The sequence below is a fragment of the Pontibacter sp. Tf4 genome (assembly GCF_014212495.1).
Lineage (GTDB): Bacteria > Bacteroidota > Bacteroidia > Cytophagales > Hymenobacteraceae > Pontibacter.
Window position 1 is genome coordinate 284,843 of sequence record NZ_JACKZC010000008.1, and the last position, 6,646, is coordinate 291,488.

A 6,646-nucleotide genomic window follows, 5' to 3' on the forward strand; every position below is an offset into this window, starting at 1 on the left:
TGAGAGGGGCAGGGGTGTGTTTGCTAACTATAAAACTATAGCTGTTCCAACTATAGCAGACAACCCAATCCTGAAAATCCTCTAATCCTGTAAATCCTGATTCAGACAATTACTTCTTCAAATCCCTTCCGCCCACATTTATCACAAAACCTACGGCAAAAACGGAATAGGCAGCTGTTAGCGTTTCGCGGTTTTTAAGGCCGATGGTGGTGCCGGTGGTGTATTGTAGCTGTACCGAAGGGTTAAGCGTGAGGCGGGTGTAGAAGATGGGCTCCAGGAAAATATTGTCTTCTTCGGCAGCGGCCACACCGTTTAGCTTATAGTCGTGCATGTTTACGTAGCTGGCGCGCAGGGCCGTACCATAGTTCAGCGGAAACTCCCGGCTGAACAGACTCAGCGACCGCTTCTTTTTAGAAGTGAAGTTTACCTGCACAAAATACTTACTGAAGTTGGCTTCGTGGCGGGTGTAGGTCATTTCGCCGGTCTCTTTGTCTTCGTCTTTTTCGGTGCGGTCGCTGGAGCCACCGCCGTACCCGCCGTAAATTTCCAGAATGCGGTTATTGTCCGGCCCGAAGGTGGTAAAATAACCGCCGCCAGCTTCAAGTAAATTATGCCTGAAATCGCGCTTGCGGCGCTCGCTGTTCAGCATAGAGCCGTTGAGCACCACAGCAAAATGGTCCGACACGGCATAGGCTGTATTAAAGGTGATATTGCCTTTGGGGGTGATATGGCCGCCGGCACTCAGCTCGCCCTGCTGGGTAAACATAGGCACATTAGGCACATTGGGCATGTAGGCAGAAACGCAGCCCGAAAGAAGAACAGGAAAAAATAAAACTATAGTTACATAAACAGCACTCCGCTTTCCGGCACGCAGCAGGCAAAGCACAACATCACGATCACTCATTGTAAAACAGGCTTCAAAGGGCCTCAAATTAAAGGTTGGGGATTAAATATGAAACTATAGTTCAGGTTATTATTCAAAAAAAATACTACCGCAGTTTACAGATACCTTAGCCGCCGGTTTAGTTAGTTTTTTAAAAGTTGCTGGTATAACGCATGAAGCTGCGCAATGGTGTGTTCGGGCCGGAATTTCAGTGCATGCCGGTATCCCTGTTGTATCATTTGCTGTCGCAGCGCTTCACTCTGCCCTACCCTGCCAATGGCCGAGGCAAGTTCCTGCACATTATCCGGATCTATGTAAATAGCGGCCTCGCCCCCGGCCTCGCTGAAACAGGAGCCTTTGGAGGTGATAACGGGCACACCACTGTTCAGGGCCTCCACAATGGGAATACCAAACCCTTCGAAAATGGACGGATACGCAAAAACGGTGGCCAGCTGGTAAAAGGCCGGCAACTCCCTGAACGGAATATATGGCATAAAATGCACCCGTGTTTCCAGTTTGTGCTGCGCAATGTAGGCTTTCAGACTGTCCGCATACTTCGTCTGTTTCCCTATAAAAACAAGGTCCAGGTCTGTGCCTGCTGCGTGCCAGGCTTTCAGGAGGTTCAGCTGGTTTTTACGCGGTTCCACGGTGCCAACGCATAACAGGTACTTGTCCGGCAGTTTATAGTTCTGTTTTATAGTTGCCAGCATAGCCGTGTCGCAGGCCTCGTGGAAAACCGGGTCGCAATCCTGGTAGATCACTTCAATTTTGGCCGGGTCCGTACCAAAGAATTCAACAATATCGTTCTTTGTCTGTTCACTTATAGCCACTATCCGGTGCGCCTGTTTGCAGGCACTCCTGAACTTTTTATCATAGATCAGGCGGTCGGCAGGCTTAAACAGGTTGGGGTATCTTAAATAAATGACATCGTGTATCGTTACAACTGCCCCGCCAACGTTATTCCGGATATTGGCCGGCAACTCGTTACTGAGGCCATGAAAGATATCCAGTCGCTGCTGCTTTACCGTGGAGGCCAGCTTAAAAACACGCCATACAGATGATAACTTTTTCCAGGCGCCCTGCGGCTCCACCACCCGCACCGAACTATAGCCGGAATACTGATCCCGGAACAGTTCATTCCGCCTGGGCGTGTAAAGCACGTACTCGTTATCCGGAAAAAGCTCCGCCAGCGCCGAGATCGTGAAACGGCTATAGTTACCTAAACCGGATGTATTTGTAAAGGCACGTTTGGCATCAAAACCTATCTTCATGGTAAGCGGGGCACTGGTTAAACTATAAGAATACTGCTCCGGCATTACCAACTATAGCCAACTATAGAAAAGGCCACTACCATGGTGCTACCGGATTATTTGGTCAAATCAATTCCTAAATTTAGAGATAAATAGTAGTTTTAAAGTATGTTTAAGGAGAAGTGTTTAATTTAACCTTCTGTTAACCGAAAAAGACCCATGAAATACCTGCCTATCAGCAACGAGTTGTTTGTGCACAACCGCCGCAACTTCACAAAAGAGCTGAAACCGTCTTCTATCGCTGTCTTCCACTCCAACGATGTAATGCCTACCAACGCCGATGGCACCATGGCATTCCGCCAGAACAACGACCTGTTTTACCTGTCGGGCGTGGACCAGGAAGAAAGCATTCTGATAATTTTTCCGGATGCCCGGGACCCACGCATGAAAGAAGTACTGTTTGTGCGCGAGACCAACGACCATATCTTAACCTGGGAAGGCTACAAACTGACCAAGAAGCAGGCACAGGAAGTATCCGGCATCCAGACCATCCTGTGGACACACGAATTTAAGTCGGTGCTGAACACGCTGATGGCCGAAGCCGAGCACGTGTACCTGAACAGCAACGAGCACCTGCGCGCCGTTGTGGAAGTAGAGACCCGCGATGCCCGCTTTATAAAATGGATGCAGGAGCGCTACCCGCTGCACAAATACGAGCGCAGCACCCCAATCATGCATTACCTGCGTGCCATTAAATCAGAACACGAAATTGCGCTTATCCGCAAGGCATGCCACATTACCGAACTTGGCTTCCGCAGGCTGCTTAACTTTATAAAGCCGGGCGTGATGGAGTACGAGATCGAAGCTGAACTATGGCACGAGTTTATCCGCAACCGTTCGCGCGGGCCGGCTTATGGTTCTATCATCGCGTCGGGTAGCAATGCCTGCATCCTACACTATGTAGATAACGACCAGGAGTGCAAGGACGGCGATTTAGTGCTGATGGACTTTGGTGCTGAATACGCCAACTATGCCTCGGACCTGACCCGCACCGTACCGGTAAATGGTAAGTTTACCCAGCGCCAGCGCGATGTGTATGATTCTGTATTAACCGTAATGAAAGCTGCTACCGCCATGCTGGTACCGGGCAACACACTGGACCAGTACCACGCGTTTGTGGGCACTGTTATGGAGAATGAGCTGATAAAATTAGGATTGCTGAACGAGAACGATGTGCGTAACCAGGACCCTGCCGCGCCACTTTACAAAAAGTACTTTATGCACGGCACCTCACACTTCCTTGGCCTGGATGTGCACGATGTAGGCAACAAGTACCGTCCGTTTGAAGAAGGCATGGTGTTTACCTGCGAGCCGGGCATTTACATCTGGGACGAAGGCATCGGCATACGCCTGGAGAACGACATCCTGGTAACCAAAAACGGACCGGTAGACCTGATGAAGGACATTCCGCTGGAAGCCGACGACATTGAGCGCTTAATGAAACGATAAACAACTATAGAAATATAGCCAATTTAAAAAGACTGCCTGCTTGTTGCCGGCAGTCTTTTTTTGTGCCCTTACTATCTTATATGGCGTGTAACATAAATTTACCCGCAGATGTAAAACCTTGTAGTACCGTATCAGTTTGAGATATAGGATACAATTTTATAAGCCAAAGGAACAGACACTTGGTGGCAGCTTGCTATAGTTGCAGAAACGGGGAACGCTCTAAACTTTTGCTTATGATAAAACTATACAACAACTCTGAAAAACGTACTGAAACCGAGTACATTATTCCTCCTGTACAATTTATTATTAGTGTACATATAAACCCCCGAGAAATATGTACGTATTGTCATATCAACATATACTCAATAAAACTATGCGAACACGATTAACAAAATTTAGTGCAATAGCATTTGTGCTTGTATTCCTGCTTTCAGCAAATACAGCCTTGTTTGCACAAAATGCTGATAGACGGACAAATATCCAGATATATGGTAGCGCTCTTCAATACAAAGGGGAGCTCGGAAACCAGTTTTTTGAGAAAGATCTGGAATGGGGCGGGGGACTCTCGCTTAACCGTTACCTGAGCCCATCGTTTGATGCCGGCCTACACCTCACTTATGGCGGCGCTGACGCCGTGAACGGAGCAAGCAGCATGGATGCCAACATTGGTACCGCATTGCTGGGTATCCGCCTTAAAATGTATGGCACTATTCTGAAAGAAGACGCCCTGATCGGCCCATACCTGGCTGTTGGTGGTGGTCTTGCCTTTGGCCAGGCCGACGGATCTGTGAATGGTACCAACTATGACGATGACTTTACAACAAGTGCCCTGATGGGTGGTGCCGGTATTCGCCTGCGCTTCTCTGATGTGGTGAGCGCCTTTGTGCAGACCAACTACATTTTAACCGGTAACGATGGTTTTGACGGACAGAAAGGTGGCGACAACGACCGTTTCCTGCAGCACAACTTTGGCCTTGGCTTTAACTTAGGCAAAGCAACTGATACGGACATGGACGGTGTCAGCGACCGCAGAGACAAATGCCCTGACACACCAACCGGCGTACAGGTTGACAAAGATGGTTGCCCTATTGATACTGACGGTGACGGTGTAGCCGATTACCAGGATCAGTGCCCTACCGAAGCCGGCGTTGCTAACCTGCAGGGTTGCCCTGACAAAGATGGCGACGGTGTAGCTGACAAAGACGACCAGTGCCCTGACGAAGCTGGTACTGCTGCCACACAAGGTTGCCCAGACTCTGATGGTGACGGTGTAGCTGACCGCGACGACAAATGCCCTGACACTCCTGCCGGCGTACAAACTGGACCGGATGGTTGCCCTGTAGACTCTGACGGTGACGGTGTTCCGGATAACGAAGACATCTGCCCTAACTCTGCCGGACCAGCTGATAAAGGTGGTTGCCCAGAACTGGATGCCGCTACCCTGAAACTGCTGGAAGAAAAAGTACGCTTCGAGTTTGACCGTGCCCGTGTGCAGGAAGGCTACAAACAACTGCTGGATAGCATTGTAGTAGTACTTGAGAAATACCCTGACCACGTACTGCTGATCAAAGGTCACGCGGACCACATTGGTACACAAGAGTACAACCAGGCACTGTCTGAGCGCAGAGCACAGGCTGTGAAAGATTACCTGGTAGAGCGCGGCGTACAGAACCCTGACCGACTGGTAACCAAAGGCTACGGCGAAACACAGCCACTCGTAAAAGTTAACGAGCGTCTGTCGAAACGCAGAACCGAAAGTGCCAGAGCCAAGAACAGAAGGGTTGGCTTCGAGCTCGACACCCCGGACATGAAACTCAACATGGATTAAATAATTTAGAATAGATTAGCGTCAATTCAAAAGCGCCCCGGCAATTGTCGGGGCGCTTTTTTTATGCTGTAACTATAGCCCGGCCTCCGCCAGCAGCCTGCTGAAAAGTTGTTTCCCTTCCGGCCAGTCGCCTATGTTTGAATAGGAGTTGATGTGCCCCTTATTGCCCACGTTCACAAATTCGCTACCCCATAGCCCGGCCAGGTATTCGGCCCGTTCAATGGTCAGGTAATCGTCATCGGAGCTCGCCACCAGCATCGACCTGAACGGCAGTTTAGTTGTTGGGAATGGTGCAAAGCCCATTACTTCTTTCAGCTCCACATTTAGCTCTACCTCCGGAGGCGCCACCAGAAATGCGGCTTTAATGTTTGCCTTGTATTTCCGGGCCCAGTGCGCCACCGTCATACAACCCAGGCTATGTGCCACCAGCACAATTTCCTTGTTAGTGGCTTCGGCTATAACGTGCTGCAGTGTTTCCACCCAGTCGCTGCAAACCGGATTGTCCCAGTCAGCCTGCTCTACGCGAATGCTTATTGGGTCTTGCTGCTGCCACATTGTTTGCCAATGCTCCGGCCCCGAATTACCCAGGCCAGGTACATGTATAATCTGTATTTCCGCCATCTATCGTTTTATATCAAGCTGCAAAGTAAAAGCAAAGTAGTCATACCTCAAGGATTTATAGTATTTCAGGATTTACCTTACCCCGGCCCTCTCCTAATAACAGGAGAGGGAGATTGTCTGAATCAGGGGTTACAGGATTAATGGATTTTCAGGATTGGAGCTTTGGATGTGATTAGAGCCATAGTCCTATAGTTAGCAAACACACCCCTGCCCCTCTCAAGAGGGGAATTGCTGCTGTTGCTATAGTTTGAGTTATAGTTCTATAGTTGCTGTAATCCAACCACCCCTGCCCCTCCTTAGCTAAGGAGGGGAACTCTGCCTTCGCTATAGTTTAAGTTATAGTTCTATAGTTTTGGTTTGTCATCCCCCTGCCCCCTTCAAAGGGGGACTTTCTGCCTTAAATATAGTTTAAGCTATAGTTCTATAGTTACAGCCCACGAACAGGACAGGTTTACCTGTCCCTACTGAACTATAGCCACGAGAAAGTAATCGGTCTGCTATAGCAAAGAGCAAGCACAACAACTATAGCTAAGGCAGAAGCTATCGAATTGTTAT

At 49.1% G+C, this 6,646-nt stretch carries 5 protein-coding genes; 2 read left to right on the forward strand and 3 right to left on the reverse strand.

Annotated elements, in window-relative coordinates:
* Window positions 1-109 precede the first annotated feature (109 nt).
* Together H7F15_RS15005 and H7F15_RS15010 are read right to left on the reverse strand one after the other, a co-directional pair.
* Window positions 110-904, reverse strand: a complete 795-nt coding sequence (locus H7F15_RS15005) for a hypothetical protein (RefSeq protein ID WP_255481262.1) — start codon at window positions 902-904, stop codon at window positions 110-112.
* Between the two features lie 122 nt (window positions 905-1,026).
* Window positions 1,027-2,199, reverse strand: a complete 1,173-nt coding sequence (locus H7F15_RS15010) for a glycosyltransferase family 1 protein (RefSeq protein ID WP_221627085.1) — start codon at window positions 2,197-2,199, stop codon at window positions 1,027-1,029.
* Between the two features lie 153 nt (window positions 2,200-2,352).
* Here H7F15_RS15010 and H7F15_RS15015 point away from each other — a divergent pair, with 153 nt between their 5' ends.
* Both H7F15_RS15015 and H7F15_RS19600 read left to right on the forward strand, forming a co-directional pair.
* Entirely contained in the window at window positions 2,353-3,642 is a 1,290-nt protein-coding gene (locus tag H7F15_RS15015) for an aminopeptidase P family protein (RefSeq protein WP_185197809.1), read from the forward strand.
* 373 nt (window positions 3,643-4,015) lie between these two features.
* Window positions 4,016-5,470, forward strand: coding sequence for an OmpA family protein (locus H7F15_RS19600; RefSeq protein ID WP_185197810.1), 1,455 nt, complete (start codon window positions 4,016-4,018; stop codon window positions 5,468-5,470).
* A gap of 72 nt (window positions 5,471-5,542) precedes the next feature.
* On the opposite strand, the gene H7F15_RS15025 is transcribed toward H7F15_RS19600, so the two are convergent.
* Window positions 5,543-6,091, reverse strand: a complete 549-nt coding sequence (locus H7F15_RS15025) for an alpha/beta hydrolase (protein WP_185197811.1) — start codon at window positions 6,089-6,091, stop codon at window positions 5,543-5,545.
* Window positions 6,092-6,646: the final 555 nt, after the last annotated feature.